Here is a 20649-nt window from a genome sequence, read left to right as displayed (position 1 = left end):
TATGCGCCTTAGTTCAATTTTATCATTCCTGGGCTTTGTATTGCTTTTTGCCGGTACATACTGCCCGTTGTTACGCCCGTTCCATTTGTTTAACTGGAACGTTTATCAGCTTAACCAACCGTACGGTATAGCACTTGTACTGGTGGCTGTTATTGGTGTTATTTCGTCATTTTTAAACCAGTATAAAATTACGCGGGCCTGTGCATGGGCGTCGGTTATTTTGGTAGCCGTGCTGTTTATTGCCGCCATTATAAAGGTAGAAACAACTTTTAGTTTTATCCCTTTCCGCAAGTTCGATTCACTTTTAACCAGGCAAATTAAATTTAAGTGGGGTTGGTTCGTATTATTTGCAGGCCCGTTTCTGGCGCTTGCGGGTGCTATCAACGGCAAGCCCAAAGGCTTTGTCAAACCCGCCGAAACAGTTTAAATTAATCAAAATATTCCTGATATGTTTATTAGCTGTTCACTTTACGTAAACAGCTTTTTTTTGAACATATTTGTATTTGTTTAATTATTTCTATCAATGTTGAAACTTACCTTTCGTCAGCAAGTGTTAACTGGCTTTGCTGCATCAATCATCCTGGTTTTACTGGTTGGTATACTATCCTATAACAGCATCAGCCAGTTAGAAGAAGATAACACCTGGGTTGAGCATACCCAAAATGTTATCAAATCGTCCACCGGTTTATTGCAACATATGATAGATGCAGAAACCGGCATGCGCGGTTTTGGAGCTACAGACAAAAAGGTGTTTCTTGAACCATATCATGAGGCAATACCACGCATCAGCGAGGACCTGAGCTCGTTAAAAAATCTCACCAAAGACAATCCGGTTCAGTTAAAGCGGCTGGACTCATTAACATCCCTTGTAACAGCCCAGCTAAACATACTTAAAGAGAATGTCGATACCCGCGATAGCAAAGGGCTTGAATTTATGGTTGCCAATAACCTGTTTTTGAATGGCAAGCAAAACATGGATAACATACGCGGGCTGGTAAGCAGGGTAATAGAAAACGAAAACCTGCTTCTCAACATTCGCAAACAAAGCTCGGCAAAAGCATCAAAAATGGCTATTACCGTTATAGCCTGCGGATCGTTGATATTCCTATTTATCATCCTGTTTTTGTTCAGATACATTCAAACAGCATTTGATCAGCAGAAAAAGATAGAAGAAGAAATTAAGGTTGCCAACACCGAATTGGGTATAGTGCTTGCCGAAAATGAAGCCAAAAACTGGTTGCTTACCGGCACAGGTGCACTTAACGAAAAAATGCAGGGCCAGCAAAGCGAAAAAGAATTATCTCATAATATTTTGGCCGAAGTTTGTGCTTATACCAAGGCTGCCGCAGGTACATTTTATTTATATGACGATAGGCAGCATATCCTTGAATTATACGCATCCTACGCATTTCATAATCCAAATTTAATAAAGAAACGGGTACAGTTAACCGAAGGCTGGGTTGGCCAGGTAGCTGCCGATGAAAAAGCGGCTGTGGTAAAAGGCAAGCTGAACGATAGTTTGGAACTGTCTTCATCGGTAGTTAAAGAATTACTAACCCAAACTTTTATCATTCCGTTCTTTTTTGACAAAAAGCTAAAAGGCGTAATGGAAGTGGCCTTTGCCGGCGAATTGGCAGAAAAAGACCGTGGTTATATTTTAGCCATAGCCAATGATATTGGTATTGCTGTAAATACCGCCCAGGCCCGCACCATCATGCACGACCTGTTTGAAGAAACCCAGCAACAAGCCGAAGAACTGGAAGCGCAGCAGGAAGAAATGCGCGTTACCAACGAAGAATTGGTAAATAAAACAGAAATGTTGCAGGCATCTGAAGAGGAATTGCGGGTACAACAGGAAGAGTTACGTACGATTAACGCCGAGCTTGAAGAAAAAGCAAGCTTGCTTGAAGAAAAAAACCAGGCCATTGAAGAGGCGCGTGCAGCCATTAATATTAAAGTTGACGAGCTGGAAACTACCGGCAAATACAAATCGGAGTTTTTGGCAAACATGAGCCACGAACTGCGCACCCCCCTTAACAGCATACTGGTGCTGGCCCGTATCCTAAAAGACAATAAGCCGGCCAACCTATCTGAAGATCAGATTAAATACGCCAGCGTAATTTTCAATGCGGGCAACGATTTACTTACATTGATAAACGACATACTGGACTTATCCAAGATAGAATCGGGCAAGCTGGATATGCAAAATGAGGACATCAGGATATCCGAAATTGTGGACGATATGGAAATGTTGTTTGCCGAAGTAGCAAGTAACAAAAAAATAAAATACACCACCAGCATTGCCGGGGATGTGCCTTCAACCATATTTACCGATAAGGTAAGGGTTGAGCAGGTGATAAAAAACCTGCTCTCAAACGCGTTTAAGTTTACGCCCGAGAATGGCTCAATTTCCATCAATGTAAAACCCGGGCTTAAAGAAAATACCGTCAACTTTGCCATCAAAGATTCGGGTATAGGTATCCCTGCCGAAAAACAACGGATTATATTTGAAGCCTTTCAGCAGGCCGATGGTTCAACAAGCCGCAAATATGGCGGCACAGGATTGGGCTTATCCATTAGCCGTGAGCTGGCCTTATTATTGGGCGGCAGCATAACCATGACCAGTGAGCCGGGAATAGGCAGCGAATTTATATTGACGATTCCCCTTGAGGCCAAAATAGTACCGGTTGTGCATGACGAGGTTTTACCAACAGCCCAAACTTTCAAGGCCGAAAGTAGCTTCCTGAAGCCCGCTAAAGCCATAACCCGGGAAGATAACCACGAGCCGTTAGTGGTAATTGTAGAAGATGATAAAAATTTTGCCGGCATACTGCAGGATTATGCCCGTGATCATGGCTATAAATCTATTATAGTTTATGAAGGCACCCGCGCTGTAGAAACCGTGAAAGAAGCCAAGCCTGATGCTGTAATACTTGACATAATGCTGCCCGGCAAAGATGGCTGGCAGATATTAAAAGAGCTAAAAGCAGATGAAGATACCATACATATCCCGGTACACCTGATGTCGGCAGGCGAAGCGGCGGCTAATCGCGTACAAAAAGAAGGCGCCATTAGCTTCCTTAAAAAGCCCATTAATACCGAAACGCTGGATAAACTGTTTGCAGATATCATGTTGCAAAGCGGAACCCGGTTTAAGCAAATATTACTGGTAGAAGACCATAAAGCCCAAAGCCAGGCTTTAAAAGATATGATGCAGGGCCAGGGCATTACAGTAGACCAGGCGTTTGACGGAGAATCGGCATTTAGGATGCTGCACGAGAATGAGTATCAATGCGTTATACTTGATTTAAACCTGCCCGACATTTCGGGCCTGGATTTGTTAGACAAGATTAAGGAGGTTGATCGCTTTACTTCGTTGCCGGTAATTGTCAACACTGCTATGGAGCTGGATAAAACATCGGTAAACAGGCTTATGCAATATGCAAACGCAATGGTAGTTAAAACAAATAAATCTGCCGATAGACTAATTGATGAGGTTAACCTGTTCCTGAATAAAATCAGCGAATCATCTGCCGGCGGCCAAACGGCGCAAACATCAAAACCTAAATTGCCGGCTAAAGGCAAGGACGCCATAAAAGGCAAAAAAGTGCTTATTGTTGATGATGATATGCGCAATATTTTTGCCCTGAGCAGCGCCCTGCAAAGCTATGACCTTATTGTGGAAATTGCCAACGATGGCGAAGAAGCCATAGCCAAGCTGGAGGAGATCCCGAACATTGATATTGTTTTGATGGATATCATGATGCCCAAAATGGATGGTTACGAAGCCACAAGGTACATCCGCAAGCAAAACAAATGGGCCAAATTGCCCGTAATAGCGTTAACAGCCAAAGCAATGAAAGACGACCGCGAAAAATGTATAGCGGCGGGCGCTAATGATTATATTACCAAACCGGTTGATATGGACAGGCTAATTTCGCTGATGCAACTATGGCTGGAAAGTTAATTTATGACTGATACTAACGTAATTTTAACCGCAGCCCAAATAACCGAACTTATCGACCTTGTAAAAAGGATGCATGGGTTTGATTTTTCGGGCTACACCAAAGCCTCATTAAAGCGCAGGATTACCAGGATTATGCAGCTTAAAAAACTAAGCTTTTATGACCTTAAGCATGCGCTGGTAAACAACCAGGACTTTTTCCAGGAGTTTTTGGAAGAGATAACCGTGAATGTTACAGAGATGTTTCGCGACCCTTCGTTTTACAAAGGTTTAAACAGCCAGGTTATCCCCTACCTTTCCACTTATCAACATTCTAAAATATGGGTAGCAGGCTGCTCAACCGGCGAGGAGGTATATTCGATGGCCATCCTGATGCGTGAAGCGGGCCTTAGCAATAAATCGTTCATTTACGGCACCGATATTAACACTGAGGTACTAAGGGAAGCCCGCCGGGGCATATACAGCTTGCGTAATATAAAAAGTTATGCAGAAAATTATCAATTTACGGGGCTGAAAGGTTCTATTTCAGATCATTTTACTATCTTGTACGATGCAGCTTCGATACACAATGAATTGAAACAAAATACGTTGTTTTCGGTACATAACCTCGTTTCAGATGGGATATTCAACGAGTTTCAGCTTATAAGTTGCCGTAACGTATTTATTTATTTTGAAACTGAGTTGCAGGAACACATCCTCGAGCTTTTTTATAAAAGTTTATGCCCATTGGGCTACTTGTGCCTGGGGAGTAAAGAAACAATCCGTTCAGATACTTTTAAAAAGAAGTTTAAGGTGATTAATCCAAAGGAAAATATTTATCAAAAAATTGGCTCCTGATAAAAACCTGCTTGAACGTTGGAAATCTGCCGAAATACTGCTACTCGGTGGCTCTGCCGGTTCGTTTAAAATATTGTTTCAGATAGTTAAACTATTGGCTCCCGACCTAAACAAAACTGTAATTATTGTAATTCATCGCAAAAAAAATTTTTTTAGCGAGATTGAAAAACTGTTTGCAGAAAACAGCCGTATGTTAATGCGCGAAATTGGCGACAAGGATATTCTAAATAAGAATACTATTTACATAGCGCCCGCAAATTACCATACTTTAATTGAAAAAGAGGGAACATTTGCACTTGACGTATCGGAACCGGTTTGGTTTTCAAAGCCATCTATTGATGTAACGTTTGAAAGCGCGGCCGAAGTTTATAAAGAGCGTTGCATTGCCATATTGCTATCAGGTGCAAACCAGGATGGTGCGGAAGGATTGCTTAAATTAAGAAATAGCGGCGCCACCACCATTGCACAGCATCCGGAAGATGCCGAAATGACCGAAATGCCAACGGCTGCAATTAATATTGGAGCCGCAGAATATATTTTACATACTGACGAAATTTTTACATTATTAAGTACATAGGTAATTCACCATACACTAATCAATATTACATGACCCCTGTAAATATTCTTATTGTTGATGACAGAGAAGAGAACATAATAGCGCTTGAAGCCTTATTAAAACGCGATGACATCCGCATATTTTCTACAACATCCCCTAATGAAGCTCTTAAAATAGCCTGGGAAACCCAAATTGCCATAGCGTTGGTTGATGTGCAAATGCCCGAAATGGATGGCTTTGAATTGGTAGAGATGCTTAAATCAAATCCGCGCACCAGGGATATTATGGTAATTTTTGTTACCGCTATATCAAAGGAAACCAAATACGCCGTTAAAGGGCTGGGGACCGGCGCGGTTGATTACCTGTATAAGCCGCTCGATCCGTATATAACATCGGCCAAAGTTGATTCATTTGTACACCTTGCCCGCGCACAGGCCGAAATCAAAATAAAAAACCAGGAGTTACAAAATTATTCGATAGTTGTAAAAAACTCCGCAGATATCATTTGTTCTGTTGACGCGCAAACCCTGCGGATTGACAATATTAACCCGGCAGTTGAAAGTATTTTGGGCTTTAAACCCACCGAATTACTGGGCAAGAGCATAGTTAATCTGGCCATAACCGAGCATCAACCGGCATTTAGAAAAAAACTGGGCGAAATTATTAAAGATAATTTGCCCTTCGCGGTATTTGAAGGCAGGTTTGAACGGTTTGATAAACGGGTAATATGGGGCGAATGCCGTGCATCGTACCATAATAAAATGATATTTATCAATATCAGCGATATATCTCCTCAAAAAAGCTACCAGGAACAGCTCATCAAATCAAAGGATCAGGCAGAGTATACTAAAAAAGTTAAGGAAACTTTCCTGGCCAATATGAGCCATGAACTCCGCACACCTGTTAACGGTATTATTGGCATTACCACCATGCTGCTAAAAACTAATGTTGATGAGCAGCAAAGGGGAATGCTTGATTTATTGGAAACTTCATCAAAATCATTACTTGGGGTTATTAACGATGTGTTGGATATTTCAAAAATCGAGGCCGGGAAATTTAATATTATTCGTACTGCGAATAATGTACACGATATTATCAAATCGGTATTCGACCTCCTGAAATTCAGGGCCGATGAAAAAGACATCGAGTTTTTCTTAGAAATAGATCCTGAGTTGCCGCCGTATATGATGGTTGATTCGTTGCGTTTAAACCAGATATTGATGAACCTGCTCAGTAATGCCATTAAGTTTACCGAAAGGGGATATGTAAAGCTAAAGGTATCGGTTATACAAAAGCACGCCGATAAAGTAAGGGTAAAATATAGTGTTGAAGATACCGGCATAGGAATTCCCGAAGATAAGCTTAACCGGGTGTTTGAATCATTTGAGCAGGCCGATGAGGATACGGTGAGTAAATACGGAGGCACCGGGCTTGGGCTTGCCATAGTAAAAAGATTGGTTGAACTAAAAGGCGGCGAACTGACGGTAAACAGCAAAATTGACGAAGGCAGCACCTTCAGTTTTTATAATTGGTTCACAATTTCGGCCAAACCGGTTGAAAAGCCCGGTGCGAGACCAGATAAAGCACTTGCCCCTTTTTTAAATGTTAGTGTATTGGTAGCCGAAGATAATATGGTAAACCAGTTTATGCTATCGAAAATACTTAAAGACTGGCAGGTGCAGGTTGATATGGTTGATAACGGCCGTAAAGTGCTTGATAAGTTAAGGAACAACCATTACGATATTATATTGATGGATACCCATATGCCCGATTTGAATGGTTACGAAACGGCAAAAACTATCAGGGTTGATTTTGAGGAGCCTAAACGAAGTATACCTATTATATCACTTTCGGCAGCTTCATTTGGCTATGAGCAGCAGGAAGCTTTAACAGCCGGGATGAACGATGTGTTATCCAAACCATTTCAGCCGTATCAATTGCACGAAAAAATAAGTAAGCTATTAAGTGGTCGTACCCATAAGCTAAAAGTTTAACCTGGTTTGTCCTACGCCCATAACGTTGGCTTCGTGTTGCAGCAGCCATTGCTTACGCCAAAGGCCGCCCGCGTAGCCGGTTAAACTGCCGTCTGACCCTATCACCCGATGGCAGGGAACTACAACCCAAAGGTTATTTTTCCCATTGGCGGCAGCAATGGCCCTTATCGCCAATGGGTTGTTCATTTGTTGAGATTGCTGCAGATAAGTTGTTGTGGTGCCGTACTCAATAGTTAACAGGGATTCCCAAACCTGTTGCTGAAAATCGGTGCCAGGCTGCCTGATAGGAAAATCGAAGGTTTTTCTTGTGCCATCAAAGTATTCCTGCAACTGGTCAATAGCCATCTGCAACAACGGGGTACAGGCCGGCTCTATCTCATATTCTTCATCCCGGATAGAGATCCCCGAAATAAATTCATCAGTCTGTGTAATCCGAACGATTCCGATGGGGGTACGATAATAGGCTACGGTCATGAGTTTTAATTGTAATCAAAATTAAAGTAATCGGGGCTATCAAACAAATGCCTGAAATCCCTTATCACAAATTATTACCTTTGCCGTATGAAGCTTGTTCAGGAAACCGTCCATTTGTTAAAAAAAGAAATTTTGCTGGAGTGGCGGTCAAAATATGCTTTTAACGGCGTTTTACTTTACGTAGTATCTACCGTGTTTGTTTGCTATATCTCGTTCAATCAAAGCTCAGGCCTAAGCGGCACTACAGCCTACCCGCTGGTATGGAATGTCTTGTTTTGGATCATTATGTTGTTTGCATCGGTGAATGCCATTGCCAAAAGCTTTATGCAGGAGAGTAAAAGCCGGTTACTGTATTACTACTCCATTGCCAGCCCACAGGCCATTATACTTTCAAAAACCATATACAATATTTTGCTGATGACGCTCATTAGCTTTTTAGCCTTGCTGGTATACCAGGTTTTTTTCACCAATAAACTTGGCGACTTATGGTTTTATTTGCTGGCGGTATTAATGGGCAGCATCAGCTTTTCAACCGTATTTACCATGATATCGGCCATAGCATCCAAAGCCGGCAATAACGGCACGCTCATGGCTATTTTAAGCTTCCCGGTAATTATTCCGGTGATACTCATACTTATCCGCCTAAGCAAAAGAGCAATGGATGGTATAGAACGCAGCCTGAGTTACGGCGATATCGGCGTTCTTTTTGCCATTAACGCCATTGTAATTACAACAGCATTATTGCTTTTTCCTTATTTGTGGCGCGATTGAATCCCTAAAAGCTACATTATTAAGTTTCCTATTATTTTGACTCTACATCCGTTCAAATAAGTTGATCAGTTCGTTTCTTACTTTTCAATACCCTTATTTAGAATCATTTTAAATTTTATTTGGATTAAGTCTAATTAACTTATAGTTTTGCCGTCAAAGAACATACGACGATGCATGGCAAAAACTATACTTTACTCATAATATCTTTATTTATCTCGGGCGCATTGTTAGCACAACAGCCCAATAATTCAACAGCAGAAGATTCCCTTAATAACAATACTGCAAAAAACTCCGTTCTTACCAACACCTCAATAGGTGGCTACGGAAATGCTTTCTACCAGTACAACTCCAATCAGGGAACTGCCAGGGTTGACCTGGAACGTTTTGTACTGTTTGTGGGCCATAAGTTTAGCAACAGGATTTCGTTTTTCTCAGAACTTGAGCTGGAAGATGCCAAAGTTAACGGCGGCCAGCCCGGCGGCGAAATTACTATTGAGCAAGCCTATTTAAAGTTCAGCCTTAATCCTAATCAATATATTGTGGCTGGTTTGTTTTTGCCACGCATAGGCATCCTGAACGAAAATCACCTGCCTACCACCTTTAATGGTAACGAACGTAACTATGTAGAAGCATTGGTTATCCCGGCCACCTGGCGCGAATTGGGCATAGGATTTTATGGTCGCTTAAATAACCTGCCCGTTAATTACTCATTAGGGATAATGAACGGATTGAGTGCTGCCGGTTTCACGCACGGAACGGGCATAGTTGACGGGCGCTTTGAAGGGCGTAATGCTACCGGCACCAACCTCGCCGTAACCGGCGCTTTGCAATATTACCAGGGTAGCTTTAAAGCACAGTTATCGGGCTACTACGGTGGTACGGTAGGCATACGAAAAACTGAGGCCGATAGCCTTGGCTTAAACTCGGGCATATTTGGCACACCCGTAGCCATGGGCGAGGGCGATATACAATATAATAACCAGGGGCTTTCGGTTAAGGTATTGGGCACTATAGCATCTATCCCGGATGCCGATAAAATAAACCGGGCCTATGCCAGCAATACACCCAAAACCATGTACGGCGCTTATGCCGAAATTGGATATGATTTACTTTTTCGGAGCAACTACGGAAAGACGAACCCTGCCCAGTTGATTGTTTTTGTACGGGATGAAAAGCTTAACCTTAATTCGGGTATCCCCGCAAATGGCATAACCGACCAAACCCTTAACCAAAACTTTGTAGTTGCAGGCTTTACTTATCTGCCCCTACGCAACGTGGTTGTAAAGGCCGACGTAAGGCTGGCCCATAGCGGCGCGCAAAACCCGGCATTGATAATAAACCCAAGCCCTGTAGCATTGCCTTATAAAACCAGTAACACGCTGATAAATCTGGGTGTAGGATATTCATTTTAAATGGGGCTTTATATGCACAGAAGAAAATTCATTAAACAGTCGTGCTCGTTGTGTGTAGCTGTTGGCGCCGGTATGATAGCCGGATCTATATCTGGTTGTGCTACTTTACCTGTTTACAAAACAGGTGTAGCCAATAATGCGGTAAGCGTACCTGTTGCCATTTTTGGCACAACCAATTTCCAGCTTATTCAACCTAAAAACCTGTATTATAATATCGGCCTGAAAAAGGAGGCCGATGGCAGTTATACCGCTTTGCTTTTAAAATGTACCCATGCCGATAACCAGTTAATGCCTACCGGTAACGGCTATAAATGCGATTTGCATGGCAGCGCTTTTAATGGTGAAGGTAAAGTAATTACCGGCCCTGCCGAGCGGCCGTTAAAAAAGTACAAAACAGAAATACAATCAGATCAAATAATCATCCATCTAATTTAACTTACCTATGAAAAATAACTTACTCGTATTGGTTTGCGTAGCCGCCCTCGGTTTGGGTGCCTGCAGCAAAAGCAATACAACAACCACACCGGTAACAACCGACGTAGAAGCCCAGGTGATAAATGATTTTGTGAGCGTTGTTGCAAATCCCAATTACGTACAGATACAGGCAAACGCAGTGGTGTTGCAAACGGCGGTTACTACTTTAATTGCTACCCCAAATGCAGCCAATCTTTTAGCTGCGCAAAATGCCTGGAAAGCCACCCGTGCGCCATGGGAAGCATGCGAAGGCTTTTTGTTTGGGCCGGTTGAAGACAACGATTACGACCCCACAATGGATAGCTGGCCGCTAAACAAGCTTGATGTTGATGGCTTACTGGCCAGTTCGGGCTCATTGGCTGTTGCCGACATTGACAAGCTTGATGGCACAGCTAAAGGCTTTCACGCTATTGAATATATCATATTTGGCGTTGGTGGCACCAAAAAGGCCACGGATATTACAGCCCGTGAAAAACTATTCCTGGCCTCAACAACACAAAGCCTGGTAAATACCACTACCCAGCTACGCGACAGCTGGGCTGCCACAGGCGGCAACTACTCGGCAACGGTAACAACGGCAGGTAAAGGAAGTGCCGTATTCAAAACCCGCAAAGACCTATTTAAAGCAATGGTTGGTGCAATGTCGGATATCTGCAACGAAGTTGGCACCGGTAAAATGGAAGATCCGTATGCCGCACGCGACAGCACATTGGATGAATCGTCGTTTTCGCATAACTCCACTACCGATTTTACAAACAATATCAAGGGTATCCTTAATGTGTATACCTGTTCCTACAATGGGGCAAACGGCACCGCGAGCCTAAGCACATTGGTAGCGGCAAAAAATGCCTCGCTGGATGCCAAAATCAAAACACAGTACAATGCGGTATTGGCTTTATTTGGCACCATAACCCAAACTTTTGAAAAAGCCATATACAACCAACGCGGCCAAATCAAAGCTACACAAGACGCTATAGCCACGTTACAAACAACCTTGAGCGTTGACTTAAACGCTTTTATTGAAGCAAATATCGCAGACTAATTATACAGGTTTATACAGGTGAAAAAGTTAAAGGTAGTAGGCGTATTAGCACTTTTGGTACTTATTTTATCAGAATGCCAAAAGGCTGCGCAGTTTCCTGATACAGGATATGACGAGCGCCTGTCGGGCGGAATAACTACGGTATTTGATCTTACATCTCATGCGTTCAGCAACATGTTCCCCGGCATGTCAGATTATGATCAAAAGGTACATGGCTTTGGCGATGCTGCTTTTAGCAAAATATTTGTTACCGCCCCTGCACCCATTAACAGCGGGTTAGGCACTATTTTTAATAATACATCATGTATATCGTGCCATCATAATGATGGTATTGGCTTGCCTACCGCGGGGGAATCCCGTTCTTCGCTGCTGGTACGCATCAGCCTGCCTGGCGCCGACGCCCATGGCGGCCCCCTTCCGGTACCCGGTTATGGTTTGCAATTACAGGATAAGGCTGTATTTGGCCAGGTACCCGAGGCTAAAATAAATATTGCCTACACTTATACCACTTACAGTTTTGCCGACGGCGAAACTTATGAATTAAGGGCGCCCACTTATACGCTTACTAATTTATATACAGCCATATCCGGCAGTTACCTGCTGTCGCCCCGCCTGGCGCCGCCAATGTTTGGCCTGGGTTTGCTGGAGGCCGTGCCCGAAAGTGAAATTGTAGCCATGGCCGACCCTAACGATGCTGATGGCGACGGCATAAAAGGCAAGCCCAACTACGTTTGGGACGTTACTACACAATCGCGCCAGTTGGGCAGGTTTGGATGGAAGGCCAATACGGCATCGATACTGACGCAGGTTGCAGCTGCTTATAACCAGGACATAGGCATTACCAACAGGATATTCCCGGTTGAAAGCAGTTTCGGACAAATTCAGGATGATGGCTTGAAAGATGACCCGGAATTACCGGATAGCACCTTAAATGCCGTCAGGTTTTATGCCGCAACCCTCGCCGTGCCGGCCCGCCGCGACGTTACCGATGCCGATTGCAAAAAGGGAGAGGCGTTATTTAAGGCCGCCAAATGTGCCGTTTGCCACCGGCAAACCCTTACTACTGGGGTAAATGTAGCTTTCGCGCCGGTATCAAACCAGGTGATACACCCTTACACCGATATACTTGTACATGACATGGGCCCCGGTCTTGCCGATAACCGCCCCGACTTTTTGGCCAGCGGACAGGAATGGCGCACCGCCTCGCTTTGGGGCCTCGGTTTATTCGAAAAAGTGAACAGCCCAGGCTATTATTTACATGATGGCCGCGCACGATCCGTAACGGAAGCCATTATGTGGCACGGTGGCGAGGCGGAAGCTTCTAAAGTATACTTCTCCAAACTATCGAAGTCAGACAGGGCATTGGTATTGAAGTTTTTAGGAAGTTTGTAAAAGAAGCCTGAAATGTTGGTTTGCTTAGGTATTGTAATGCGTAACGGTCGGGTACTCTCCTAATTATAAAGTCAAAAAAGGCCACCTCAACAAAAATGAGGCGGCCTTTTATTTGATTTCAATTAGCTGTTATAAATTTCGGCAAATTCCCTGGCAAAATCTTCGAGTTTTACCTTGCCCGATTGGGCGGGTTTGTGGAGGTCATAATCTTCCCAGATTATTCCACTACGTACGGCTGTGCCCATTTCTACAAAGTTTTTGGCCATCTCGGGCGGCAAACCATGCTGCAACATCCCCTGAAGCGCCTGCTCGTCGCTAAAACCAGTCCATTGCAATTCGGGTTTACCAATGGCTTTGCCTAAAGCTGTTGCTACCTGGGCGGTTGTACTTTCGTCGCTCACAATGTAGCGTACACTTTTGCCGGTAAAATCGGCTTGCAGTTCTTCGGCAACGGCATCGGCAATATCCCGTGGGTGTACCATCACAAGCCTGGCATCAGCCGGATAGTTTGATCCCAAAATTCCCTGGTGCTTAATAGCCGGAATATCATTAAGCAAATTCACATAAAAGAAAGGCGCCCGAATGAATTTGACAGCTACTCCTGGTAAGCCACTCAAAATACCTTCCACATCGTGAATACCTTTTATCGGCCCGGTTCCTTCACTTAAATGTGCGCCGATACTACTTAACGCTACCACCTTTTTAACTCCCGATTTTTGGATAGCTTCGGCATAGCTTTTACCTGTGTCGCCCATATATTGCCTTAAGTTAGCGGCACCAAAGTTTGGCGGTACCATGGCGTAAACTGCATCTGCACCGGTAAAAGTGTCTGCAAGGAATGCGGTATCTGCTAATGAACCGATAGCCGCCACGGCGCCTAATGCTCCGATAGCCGCGGCTTTATTTTTATCGCTGCCGATGACGGTTACCTGGTGTCCTGCCTCAATTAATTGCTTTACCAATGGTTTGCTGATATTGCCTAATGAACCTGTTACGATGATTTTCATGATTATAATTTTGTTTTTGTTGAGGGCAAAGTTATATTTGTACTTACTTTTATACAAGTACTTACCCTAAAGTATGTATCCGCATGACCCAGATAAAAGAAACATCTACCATACAGGAAAACAAGCAGGCCGCATTTAAGGAGTGCCCTGTAACCTACGTGATGGAGCGTATAGGCGGCTATTGGAAACCAATTATAGTGTTTCACCTGCTAAACGGCAGCAAGCGCTACAGCGAATTAAAAAAGGCAATACCTACCATAACGGAAAAAATGCTCATCCAGCACCTAAAGCAGTTGGAAGCCGATAAACTGGTTATCAGGGAAGCAAAACCAGTGGTGCCGCCATATGTAACCTATAGCCTGAGCAGAACAGGTGAAGGTTTAAGGCCGGTAATGCATGCCATGGCAAGTTGGGCAATTGAAGACAGCGAAGCTAACGGTACGGCTATTTATAAAAACATGGGCAGTTTCCCGGAGATGCCGGAAACTGCAAAATGGGCGATATAAATCAGTGTTGGGCGATACCTGAATATATCCCCCTAAATTCTAAATTTGCCCAATAAAAATCCGAACTCGAACATCCCAAATCCGAAATCCTATATGGCTACAATCCTCATTAAATCAGCAACAATAGTTAACGAAAACAGGCAATTTGTAGCCGACGTATTGATTAAAGATGGTTTGATTGACCGGATAGACCCGCAAATTGATACCCATGCCGATGAAGTTATAAATGCCGAAGGGCTTTATCTTTTCCCTGGCTGCATTGACGACCAGGTGCATTTTCGCGAACCGGGGCTTACCTACAAGGCCGATATTCATTCCGAATCGCGTGCAGCTGTTGCAGGCGGTATTACATCATTTATGGAGATGCCCAATACGGTGCCTAACACGTTAACACAGGAGTTGCTGCAAGATAAATACGACATTGCATCGCGTAACTCGCTGGCCAATTACTCGTTTTTCATGGGGGCATCTAACGACAACCTGGACCAGGTACTTCGCACCGATACCGCCAATGTTTGTGGTATTAAGGTTTTCATGGGCTCGTCAACGGGAAATATGCTGGTAGATAATCCGCAAACTTTAGACAACCTTTTTGCTAATTCGCCTATGCTGATAGCAGTGCATTGCGAGGATGAGGCCACCATTAAAAGCAACCTTAACCATTACAAACAACTACTGGGCGATAATATACCGGTGACACTTCATCCAAAGATCCGTAGCGCCGAGGCTTGTTACCTATCATCATCAATGGCGGTGGACCTTGCTAAAAAGCACAATACACGCCTGCACATCCTGCATATTTCAACCGCGCTTGAAACGCACCTTTTTGATAATACCACCCCACTTAAAGACAAACGCATTACTGCCGAGGCCTGCGTGCACCACCTGTGGTTCACAGATGCCGACTACGAGACTAAAGGCAACCTGATTAAGTGGAACCCGGCCGTGAAAAAAGAAAGCGACAGAGACGCTATTTTGCAGGCTGTTTTAGATGGACGTATTGATGTAATAGCCACCGACCACGCCCCGCATACCATCGAAGAAAAAGCACAGCCTTATTTACAGGCACCTTCGGGCGGTCCGTTGGTGCAACACGCGCTGCCGGCCATGCTTGAGCTTTACCACCACGGTAAAATTACACTTGAACAAATAGCCGAAAAAATGGCGCATAATGTGGCTACCTGTTTCCAGATTGACAGGCGCGGCTTTATCCGCGAAGGCTACTGGGCCGACCTGGCTTTAGTTGACCTGAATAACCCCTGGAACGTAAACAAGGCCAATATTTTATATAAATGTGGCTGGAGCCCTTTTGAAGGCACTACCTTCCGCTCGCGGATAGCTTACACACTGGTATCAGGCAATATTGTGTACGCCAACGGAAGCCTGGTAGAAGGTGAGACCGGTAAACGGCTGAATTTTAGCAGGTAGTCTGAATCAGAATTTGCAGAATTTACAGAATTTACAGAATTTTCTGGAGTGGAAAAGCGGCAGAAAAATATCGGAAAGTTACATCGTTAGAAAGGGGCGGAGCAATCTAAAAATGACAAACATCAATTTTCATTCAAAACACATTCTGTAAATTCTTAAATTCTGTGAATTCTGATTTAGACAACCCCAACATATATATCCACTTCAGCATCTTCCGGGTTTTGGGCTTTGGTTCCCCAAACGTCAAAATCGGCAATGTATTTCCTATCTAAATCACTGCTCCATATGTTTTGCCAGGCCTCGGCCACGCAATCGGGCAGGCGGCCTTTGGCAACGTATTTCACATAGTCAGCGGCTGGCACTATAAGGCTTATCAGCCCTTCGGGTATGTTATCCAGCGAACTTACTTTACAACCCAATACCGCGGTGTAAAAGCCTGTATAATCGCTTTCATAATCGGTGTATACACAGTATATCTCGTCTGTTATCCTGTCTTCAATCTGCAGCAGCACATTGTCAGCCATAAACCGGCCCCATAGCTCGCCAATGTCTTTTGCCGACTGTCCATTTTGATTTGTTGTACGTACCGAAATACCTTCCAAAAAGAAGCCTTTAAGATGCGTTTTTGCTGTTATAGCTGTCATTACTATTTGTTATACTGGTTTATAATTAACTTTTAGTCAATTTATTATATAGTTTACTTAATATTATTATTCATCATTACAAACCGTCATTGCGAGGTACGAAGCAATCCCGAACTATGCGGGGCTTAGCATGTCGGGGATTGCTTCGTACCTCGCAATGACGAGTGGAGTCTTACTCAATCATCTTTTTCAAACCGTCAAACATACCCTGCCAGTTTTGTTCAGAGTGATCTTTGGCTTCCTGGTTTTTTATATTATCCTGAATAATAGTTAAAGTGGTTTCGCCGTTTTCTTCGTCCAGGCTGTAAGTGATATTGGCATAGTTTTCGGGCTTATCTTCGGTACCGGCCATGCTGCTCCAATAGCTGTATGTAACAAATTTGCCCGGCTCAATTTCCAGGATAGTTCCCTTGTCTTCATATTTATGCCCATCCCATTCGCCGCTGAATTTAATCGGCTCTCCTACCTTCCAGGTCGATTCTAAATTGGTGCCAAAAAAGTATTCTTTTACCATCGCCGGGTCGGTAAGGCCTTGCCAAACTTTAGCAGCAGGGGCTTTAAATTTAATTTCGGTTTTTAACGTTAGCTTTTCCATAATGAAGTGTTTTATTTATTGTTTATTGGTGTTGGTTCGTTTGTTAACATGTGTTTTTTTATCAGCTCAAAATCGTGCCCCGGCAATTCAAAAAAACCAAAGCGGAAGGGATAACCCCATGATTGTTTATTAGGCATAAAGCTCAATTTATCTACCAGGGGTACTATCGGCGTTTCATTACATTTATAGTAAGTAACATCGCGGCGAAAAGGTTTGAAATCTTCGCTCATTTTATATTGATATATCTCATCGGCGGCAACCTGGCCTATAGCTGTAAAGGCCTGGAGTTTTTCGTCTCCATCCATACTCTTCTTAGGCGAATAGATGATTACCCAATCGCCGGTTGCCATACGGGTAAGCGGCCCTTGTTTGCCATGATTGGCTTGCATAAACCCACCGGCCACGCCGCGGGTAATATGATCTTTTGAAACTACGGTTATCCAGTATTTCATAATATTAAGCTATTGATAGGGTTAACAAAAATATGACCAATAAATGCAGCCCAACATAAACGGGCGTCATTACCTCTTTTTGGGGTTCACGGAATTTGATGTGTGTATAAACGGCACCCGCCAAAATTACCGGGAACAATGCCATACCGTACATGCGGGTTGGGCCGTAAAGCATCAGGCTGCTGCCCAGCACCTCAACAAAGCCAAGCAAACGCATAAACCATAGCGGGTAGCCCCAGCCTTTAAATTGTTGTACTTTTTCTTGTTGACCCAATAATTTCTGGAAGCCAAAAATGTAGCCGGGTACCACGTATGCTAAAAGCAGTACCCAAATAAGGATTGTTTTAATTTCCATGTGTTGTAGATTTTGATTACAGCACAAATAAAACACGGGCCGATGACAGCAGTATGTCAGTAGGAATTTAACTCCTGCAAATTTTTATGGCTAATGGCGGTAATAATTTCGGCTACCCTGTCTTTCAGGGTATCAGGTTTAATGATCTCGGCATGGTCGCCAAACATCATATACCAGCGGGCAAAGCCTTCAATAAACGCGGTTAAAAACGTCATCTCTATTTTATTACCCACGTTTTTTTCGGAGATAAAACCACTGTAATATTTCTGGTGCTCAAGGTAATTGTAAATCTCTTTATCAACCCTGATCACTACCATCTGCAAATCTTTTTCTTTAATAGTTTGGGCAATGTAGGCTTTTAAAGTTGGGTGTTTGCTGCTGTTATAGCTATTATCGGTAACCACCAGTTTACGAATACGGTCTATCCTGAAATCGCGGTAATCATTGCGCAGGCGGCAATAGGCTATCAGGTGCCAGAACGCATCCAGGTAAACCACGCCAACAGGCTCTATATCACGCCGCGTATTTTCCTGGTTGTGGGCGGCAAAGTAATCAATACACAATACCTTTTTATGAATAATGCTGTCCAATATAGTTTGAATGTGATCATTAGTACCCGCCGCCCGTCGCTGGCTGTGGCTTTTCATTACCTCAATGCTGCCGTCCAGATTTTCAAGCGCATCTTTTTCTGATGTTTTTAAAATAGCCCGCACCTTATACATGGCCGATTGATATTGCGCGTTGGTGCTGGCATCGGTAAGTTTTTCTACAAACTTTTCGGCCGTTAAAAAGGCGGTGGCCTCTTCGCGGGTAAACATTACAGGTGGCAGGCGGTAGCCATCCATAATGGAGTAACCTACACCTGCTTCGCCTATCAAGGGGATACCCGCCTCTTCCAGGGTTTTAATATCGCGATACACCGTGCGCAGGCTGATATTGAAGCGCTCGGCAATATCACCGGCCTTAACAACCCGGCGCGATTGTAACTGGATCAAAATGGCAGATATACGGTCGATGCGGTTCATACACCAAATTAAACAAAAAAGGGGTTACATTTGTACTATTATTTCAATTATCAGCTTTATGGCTCTTAAACAGGACGACAAAATCATAACATTTGAAAACTATTACGATGTGATGCTGGCCCACATTGTGCGTACCAAGCTGGAAGATAATGGAATTCCCTGTTTTATTGCCGACGAAAATACACTTACCGCAAACCCATTGTACAACCAGGCTGTAGGCGGCATCAAACTCAAAATATTTGAACGCGACCTGGAGCGATGCCGCGCCATATTAGCCGCCGAAGGCGATATGCACGAGCTTGACCACGTAGAACTGGATGAGGAAACCAATGATGTCGTGATATGTCCGTTTTGTGCGTCAACTAACGTTGGGCCGACAGATCGCAGCAAGTTTGAATCAGTTATAACTTCAATTCTGCCATTTATAAATAGCAAAGCATGGCATTGCTTTAATTGCCAGCAGGATTTTGAATAAAGAGCCTCACCCTGCCCTCTCCAAAGGAGAGGGTTCTTGATTTACAGATTCGAGATGTATAAAACATCTTGGTTTTAAACACACTAAACTATTCTTTTAAAGTCCTCTGCTTTGGAGAGGATTTAGGTGAGGCTTTCCTTTGGAGAGGATTTAGGTGAGACCCTTTACTTTTTGCATGTTTTAGCTATATTAGCGATATGTACAATCGCCGTAAGTTCATTAAAATATCAGCTGCAGGTGCCTCGTTAGCAGCACTTTCAAAGTCAGCTATAGCAAAAACCGTTTCATTAAAACCCGAAGCTAATTTCCCTATCGTGATATCCACCTGGGATTTTGGAATTTTAGCCAACAAGGAGGCCTGGAAAACCCTCGAAAAAGGCGGCCGTGCGCTGGATGCTATTGAAGCAGGTGCACGCGTACCCGAAGAACTGGATATAACCAACGGCACTGTTGGACGCACCGGAACGCCTGATCGTGATGGCCACGTTACACTTGATTCGTGTATTATGGATGAGTTGGGCAACTGCGGGTCAGTTGCGGCGATGGAAAATATAGCGCACCCCATATCTGTTGCGCGCATGGTAATGGAAAGAACGCCCCATGTAATGCTGGTTGGCGAAGGTGCTACTCAATTTGCTGTTGAGCAGGGTATGAAAAAGGAAAAGCTGTTGACCCCAAAGGCTGAAGCAGCCTGGAAAGAATGGCTTAAAACCGCCAAATACAGCCCGGTGATGAATATTGAAAACGGCAGCAACCGCCCCGGCGGTAAATACAATCATGACACCATTGGCATGCTGGCCATTGATGCCAAGGGCAATATATCCGGCGGTTGTACCACCAGCGGCATGGCTTTTAAAATGCATGGCCGCGTGGGCGATAGCCCTATCATTGGCGCCGGATTGTATGTTGATAACGAAGTTGGGGGCGCCACTTCAACGGGTGTAGGCGAAGAAGTGATACGTAACGTAGGCAGCTTTTTGGTGGTTGAACTGATGCGCCAGGGCCTATCGCCCGAGGATGCCTGTAAAGAAGCAGTACACCGCATCATCAAAAAGAAACCCGAAACAGCCAAACAAATCCAGGTTGGCTTTTTAGCTATCAATAAAAAAGGCGAATATGGCGCCTATGCCATCCAAAGCGGCTTTTCGTTCGCTGTTTGTGATGCCAAACAACAGGATTTATTGATACCAGGTAAGAGTTATTATAAATAGAGGTGCGAGGATCGGGTGCAGGGCTTAAACAATGA

At 43.9% G+C, this 20649-nt stretch carries 21 protein-coding genes; 14 read left to right on the top strand and 7 right to left on the bottom strand.

The features are described from left to right. The first annotated feature begins 1 nt into the window (after position 1). The 5 genes from FSB76_RS25455 to FSB76_RS25435 all read left to right on the top strand — a co-directional run bounded on the left by FSB76_RS25455 (position 2) and on the right by FSB76_RS25435 (position 7351). Positions 2–427 (top strand): hypothetical protein, encoded by a 426-nt coding sequence (locus FSB76_RS25455; RefSeq protein WP_147058442.1) that lies wholly within the window; start codon positions 2–4, stop codon positions 425–427. A 96-nt stretch (positions 428–523) separates the two neighbouring features. Continuing rightward, the gene (locus FSB76_RS25450) at positions 524–3967 is read left to right on the top strand and encodes a response regulator (RefSeq protein ID WP_147058440.1); all 3444 of its coding nucleotides are present in this window, start codon (positions 524–526) and stop codon (positions 3965–3967) included. Between the two features lie 3 nt (positions 3968–3970). Further along, the gene (locus FSB76_RS25445) at positions 3971–4801 is read left to right on the top strand and encodes a CheR family methyltransferase (protein ID WP_192910101.1); all 831 of its coding nucleotides are present in this window, start codon (positions 3971–3973) and stop codon (positions 4799–4801) included. After that, entirely contained in the window at positions 4791–5378 is a 588-nt protein-coding gene (locus FSB76_RS25440) for a chemotaxis protein CheB (RefSeq protein ID WP_158642983.1), read from the top strand. Before FSB76_RS25445 ends, FSB76_RS25440 begins: the two co-directional genes overlap by 11 nt. Positions 5379–5407: 29 nt before the next feature. Beyond that, on the top strand, positions 5408–7351 hold the full coding sequence (locus FSB76_RS25435; RefSeq protein WP_147058436.1) for a hybrid sensor histidine kinase/response regulator: 1944 nt from the start codon (positions 5408–5410) through the stop codon (positions 7349–7351). On the opposite strand, the gene FSB76_RS25430 is transcribed toward FSB76_RS25435, so the two are convergent. Continuing rightward, on the bottom strand, positions 7340–7825 hold the full coding sequence (locus tag FSB76_RS25430) for a methylated-DNA--[protein]-cysteine S-methyltransferase (protein WP_147058434.1): 486 nt from the start codon (positions 7823–7825) through the stop codon (positions 7340–7342). The two genes, FSB76_RS25435 and FSB76_RS25430, sit on opposite strands and share 12 nt — an antisense overlap. Before the next feature lie 87 nt (positions 7826–7912). Here FSB76_RS25430 and FSB76_RS25425 point away from each other — a divergent pair, with 87 nt between their 5' ends. The 5 genes from FSB76_RS25425 (at position 7913) to FSB76_RS25405 (ending at position 12916) form a co-directional block, all read left to right on the top strand. Beyond that, entirely contained in the window at positions 7913–8596 is a 684-nt protein-coding gene (locus FSB76_RS25425) for a heme exporter protein CcmB (protein WP_147058432.1), read from the top strand. Positions 8597–8766: 170 nt separating this feature from the next. Beyond that, complete coding sequence (locus tag FSB76_RS25420) at positions 8767–10008, top strand: hypothetical protein (RefSeq protein WP_147058430.1); 1242 nt, start codon at positions 8767–8769, stop codon at positions 10006–10008. 12 nt (positions 10009–10020) lie between these two features. Then, entirely contained in the window at positions 10021–10443 is a 423-nt protein-coding gene (locus FSB76_RS25415) for a QcrA and Rieske domain-containing protein (RefSeq protein WP_158642982.1), read from the top strand. A gap of 7 nt (positions 10444–10450) precedes the next feature. Beyond that, entirely contained in the window at positions 10451–11524 is a 1074-nt protein-coding gene (locus FSB76_RS25410) for an imelysin family protein (protein ID WP_147058425.1), read from the top strand. 18 nt (positions 11525–11542) lie between these two features. After that, positions 11543–12916 carry a di-heme oxidoreductase family protein gene (locus tag FSB76_RS25405; RefSeq protein WP_225976306.1) on the top strand — a complete coding sequence of 458 codons (1374 nt, stop codon included), beginning with the start codon at positions 11543–11545 and terminating at the stop codon, positions 12914–12916. Positions 12917–13038: 122 nt separating this feature from the next. Here the strand turns inward: FSB76_RS25405 and FSB76_RS25400 are convergent, their stop codons facing one another. Then, entirely contained in the window at positions 13039–13923 is an 885-nt protein-coding gene (locus FSB76_RS25400; RefSeq protein WP_147058421.1) for an NmrA family NAD(P)-binding protein, read from the bottom strand. A gap of 83 nt (positions 13924–14006) precedes the next feature. Between FSB76_RS25400 and FSB76_RS25395 the strand changes: the two genes are divergently transcribed. Further along, positions 14007–14429, top strand: a complete 423-nt coding sequence (locus tag FSB76_RS25395; protein WP_147058419.1) for a winged helix-turn-helix transcriptional regulator — start codon at positions 14007–14009, stop codon at positions 14427–14429. Between the two features lie 93 nt (positions 14430–14522). Then, positions 14523–15857: a dihydroorotase gene (locus FSB76_RS25390; protein ID WP_147058417.1), complete on the top strand. Its 1335-nt coding sequence runs from the start codon at positions 14523–14525 to the stop codon at positions 15855–15857. 176 nt (positions 15858–16033) lie between these two features. Here the strand turns inward: FSB76_RS25390 and FSB76_RS25385 are convergent, their stop codons facing one another. From FSB76_RS25385 to FSB76_RS25365, 5 genes are all read right to left on the bottom strand, one after another. Next, entirely contained in the window at positions 16034–16501 is a 468-nt protein-coding gene (locus tag FSB76_RS25385) for a GyrI-like domain-containing protein (RefSeq protein WP_147058415.1), read from the bottom strand. A gap of 172 nt (positions 16502–16673) precedes the next feature. Beyond that, positions 16674–17096, bottom strand: a complete 423-nt coding sequence (locus FSB76_RS25380; RefSeq protein ID WP_147058413.1) for an SRPBCC family protein — start codon at positions 17094–17096, stop codon at positions 16674–16676. A gap of 11 nt (positions 17097–17107) precedes the next feature. Continuing rightward, entirely contained in the window at positions 17108–17548 is a 441-nt protein-coding gene (locus FSB76_RS25375) for an EVE domain-containing protein (RefSeq protein ID WP_147058411.1), read from the bottom strand. Positions 17549–17552: 4 nt separating this feature from the next. Then, positions 17553–17903 (bottom strand): DoxX family protein, encoded by a 351-nt coding sequence (locus FSB76_RS25370; RefSeq protein WP_147058409.1) that lies wholly within the window; start codon positions 17901–17903, stop codon positions 17553–17555. A 56-nt stretch (positions 17904–17959) separates the two neighbouring features. After that, positions 17960–18928: a helix-turn-helix transcriptional regulator gene (locus tag FSB76_RS25365; protein WP_147058407.1), complete on the bottom strand. Its 969-nt coding sequence runs from the start codon at positions 18926–18928 to the stop codon at positions 17960–17962. A 58-nt stretch (positions 18929–18986) separates the two neighbouring features. Between FSB76_RS25365 and FSB76_RS25360 the strand changes: the two genes are divergently transcribed. Continuing rightward, positions 18987–19403 (top strand): putative signal transducing protein, encoded by a 417-nt coding sequence (locus FSB76_RS25360; RefSeq protein ID WP_147058405.1) that lies wholly within the window; start codon positions 18987–18989, stop codon positions 19401–19403. Positions 19404–19600: 197 nt separating this feature from the next. Then, positions 19601–20614: a N(4)-(beta-N-acetylglucosaminyl)-L-asparaginase gene (locus FSB76_RS25355; RefSeq protein ID WP_147058403.1), complete on the top strand. Its 1014-nt coding sequence runs from the start codon at positions 19601–19603 to the stop codon at positions 20612–20614. The last annotated feature ends 35 nt before the right edge of the window (positions 20615–20649 follow it).

Source organism: Mucilaginibacter ginsenosidivorax, assembly GCF_007971525.1.
Classification (GTDB): Bacteria; Bacteroidota; Bacteroidia; order Sphingobacteriales; family Sphingobacteriaceae; genus Mucilaginibacter; species Mucilaginibacter ginsenosidivorax.
This window is presented reverse-complemented; position numbering and strand designations above follow the sequence as displayed.